This is a genomic window from Chamaesiphon sp. VAR_69_metabat_338 (genome assembly GCF_031423935.1).
Taxonomy (GTDB): domain Bacteria; phylum Cyanobacteriota; class Cyanobacteriia; order Cyanobacteriales; family Chamaesiphonaceae; genus Chamaesiphon.
In genome coordinates this window covers 1-3,466 of record NZ_JANPGM010000677.1, presented here as the reverse complement: position 1 = coordinate 3,466, position 3,466 = coordinate 1, and the positions used below count along the sequence as shown (strand labels likewise).

Below are 3,466 nucleotides of genomic sequence, written 5' to 3'. Positions count from 1 at the left end.
CTCCGCCATCCTTATTTCTGGGGTGCTTGGATTTGTCAGGGAGTTTAATTAATTGAGAGTTGAGAATTGAGTTTTTAGGACTAAGATTCTTGTTCCCCCCTTTTTAAGGGGGGCTAGGGGGGATTTTCTAGGGTTTTAGCTTGACAGAATCGATCTCGCAGACATCCTATAAAGACAATCTGCCTAAAAGTAGGGACTTTAGACTCTTGCGATCGGCTAAATAAATGAGGTTATGAGAGTATTTCAAGGTATCGATCGTTCGCTCTTTAACTAACTTCATTTCTCGGGCCGATCGAGCGTTCTAAGTACCATAAAATCGCCCAGACAATTGGAACTGTGGCGGCTAAACCGAGCCAGAATTCGCGGGCGAATTGGGGCGATCGATCGAGTGCCCAGCCACCTAATGGGGGGCCGATCGCGTATCCGGCTGCCCAGCAGAGGGAATTAATCGAAGTGTAGACGCCGCGTAAGGATGATGGCGCGAGATCGGCAATTAGTGCTGAGGCTGTGGGTGTATAAGCGACGATCGCGATCGCAAATAAGCCTAGCCCCAAACTCGCCCAGAGCAAGTGGTAATTATTAATAGTTCCGGTAATCGAGATCGCCCAAAAACCCAATAACCAAAAGCCACCAGAAATCATTAACGATCGAGCGTGACTCAATCTTTGTAATAATTTGAGCATCGGTAACTGACAGACGATCGTCATCAGCAAGTGTCCGGTAAATAGGGTACTAATGACTTGGGGACTGAAGCCACGAGCACCTGATTGGGGGACGAAACCACTAAAATAGAGCGGTAAAGTGGTTTGAGTTTGTGAGATATAAACGGTCAGAATAATGTTAACGACAACGTAAATTATCAGCCGTCGATCGCGTAGGGCGGTAGTGTAACCGCTGACGAATCGCACTGCTGTTTTGTCGGCTTGTAATGTTTCGCGAATGCCCAGCGCGATCGTGAGTAAAAAGCAGCAAAACGAGATGCCATCGATAATAAATAAACTGCGATAGGCTCCCGTGGTACCAATTAATAGTCCCCCAGCAATAATCCCCAATCCCATGCCGACATTATCGGCTAAGCGGGTAATCGCATAGGCAAATCGGCGTCCTTCCCCATCGGTGAGATCGGCAACGATCGCCTCATTCGCCGGCCAATACAAGCCTAAACCCAATCCTTGCACTAGACAGCCAGCAACTAACGTCGGGAAATTATTAGTGGTGGCAAAAATAAAGCAAGAGATTGCCAGCACGACTGTGGATAACAATAACACTGGTTTGCGACCCCAGCGATCGGCATAAGTGCCGCTGAGCAGCCGTCCGGCAATGCCAGAAATCGAGGCACTACCCAAAGCTAATCCTACCGATGTGGCAGAGAGTCCGACTTGTTGCACAAAAAAAATCGGGGCGTAGAAGATCGTAAAGCCGCTCCCGATTTCGGATAGCAATCTACCCAGTGCGAGAATCCAAATCTGTCGCGGTAGCTCGGACATATATATGCAGATCGGGCGATCGGGAATTAGGGCTGTATGAATATGGTGACATACTCAGCAGCTAGTCGATCGCCAGATTGCAACGGTCGGATCGAGATTTAGACTCGATCGGCTAAAACTTCGATCCGGACTTCGCCGATGCCCTCATTCTTAATCCCGATCGCTTCAGCAGCAGCAGCGGAGATATCGATCGCCCGATTGCCCCGAAATGGCCCGCGATCGTTAATGCGGACGATCGCCGATTTACCAGTTTTGATACTAGTAACGCGGACTTTAGTGCCAAAAGGCAAAGTCCGATGCGCGGCGGTCAGCCCTTGGGGGTCGTAACGCTCGCCATTAGCGGTTTTAGAGCCACCTTCACTACCGTACCAGGAAGCTTTGCCGGTGTGGGTAGAAACAACTCGATCGAGTATGGGTTGGATGGTAGTCGGCGATTGCTCTACTGTGCCACTGCGATTTGCAAAGGGTCGTCCCGCTGGTGCGGCGGCTCCTGGAGATGTTGTCGGTACGGTAGACTGCGCCGGACGCATTACGGGAATGGCAATACTCGGTTCGGGAGCGACGATCGTGTCGCCGATTTGAGCGATCGCCGTAGCGACGATTTGGCTGGGTTGTTTGTCTTCAAACACAAATACGGGCACTCCAGCCTCAAAGCTTGGAATCTCGGCGCGATCGTTGCGATACTTAACGACAGGTGCCACTTGTGGCGTCGGATCGGGATCGGTACCTACTTGGGGCGCACTCGTGGTGGCAGACACGCGCGAGTTATCGGTTTGGGGAGTAGCGATTTCGGCTTGAACGGTGGCAGAATTGACGATCGCGTTCGGTACTGTTGTCTTCACGCTCGGAGCTTTGGGGTTCCGCGCGACGGGAATCGGCGCACCGATCGTTTTGCTAGAAAATGTTGTCGGTTGTGTCGATGTCGGTGCCAGATTCTCAAGTTGGGGCAATGGCGCGACGGGATTGACTTGCGTTGCCACCGGAATAGTCACCGGTACGCTCTGGCTATCGACCTTCATTCCCGCTGGGCTTGGTACCCGGAGATCGGTACTAAAAGTCGGTGTGGCGGCTAAAAAGGTCGGGACGGATTGCTGCTTGGCAGGCAGTTTGTCGATGGGGACGAGTTTCAGGTTTGCCTGGGCAGCCGCTAGTTTAGTTCTGGTAGTAGCCGGTGGGGTAAAGATCGGTAGCTTGCTGACTTGGGGAACTGGCTGGCTAATTACGGGAATTGCGATCTCAGTCTTGGGTTCGGCTACTGTCAATGGTGTCGTCGGTAATGCTTCCCACGATTGGGGTCTAAAACTTTCGCGATTGGCAGTTGGCGATGGCGATACTTTGGCCTCTACAGCAGCAATCGGTGCGACCATCGCACTCAGTGCAAATACAGTCAGACAAGTCCAACGATGTTGATTCATATCTTTAAATAAGCAGAAACAATAAGGATTTAGTAAAACTAATCGAACATCGCTGAAGATGATAACTGCCGATTCTCATTTTGAGAGGCTGCGCCAACGATAGCAGCCACGAGTAGAGCTACTCGCCTTCAGAAATTATTAAAATTAGTCTACGCATCCGATCGGGGTAAGCTAGCGAACTAAACATTTGGATAGATCGGCTTTGCAAAATCGATTTTACCTGAATTCAGCTACAGAAAAACATCGATCTAAAAATTGCGATCGCCTAAGCTAGCGGCCATCGTATCCATAGTTTACCCACAAGATCGAGATTAATCTCGATCTCTACAGTTAAATTAGGATAAGCGAGCTTTATTGTAAGTATTAATTGCTACCAGCCTCCGAATTCATGAAAATCGCAATCGTGAATTGAGTGACTATTGAGATCGGATTTGAGCGATTTTTCTACTCAGTAATTATACTAGCCAATAAAAAAATCGTCACTTAATAGATACCAAGGAGGGGGGATAGAGGTTTAAAAACATCGCCCCGCCATTGGCGTTTTAAAAAAAAGAAGATAAATTT

At 49.4% G+C, this 3,466-nt stretch carries 2 protein-coding genes; both read right to left on the bottom strand.

The features are described from left to right. Positions 1-266 precede the first annotated feature (266 nt). A complete protein-coding gene (locus RMO84_RS18640; RefSeq protein WP_310489935.1) occupies positions 267-1,487 on the bottom strand; it encodes an MFS transporter in 1,221 nt (406 codons plus the stop codon). A 98-nt stretch (positions 1,488-1,585) separates the two neighbouring features. Further along, positions 1,586-2,902: a septal ring lytic transglycosylase RlpA family protein gene (locus tag RMO84_RS18635; RefSeq protein WP_310489934.1), complete on the bottom strand. Its 1,317-nt coding sequence runs from the start codon at positions 2,900-2,902 to the stop codon at positions 1,586-1,588. Between the last annotated feature and the right edge of the window lie 564 nt (positions 2,903-3,466).

Bases quoted from the DNA above. Each gene is read 5' to 3' on its own strand.
- RMO84_RS18640 (WP_310489935.1), bottom strand. From the start codon at position 1,487: ATGTCCGAGCTACCGCGACAGATTTGGATTCTCGCACTGGGTAGATTG.
- RMO84_RS18635 (WP_310489934.1), bottom strand. From the start codon at position 2,902: ATGAATCAACATCGTTGGACTTGTCTGACTGTATTTGCACTGAGTGCG.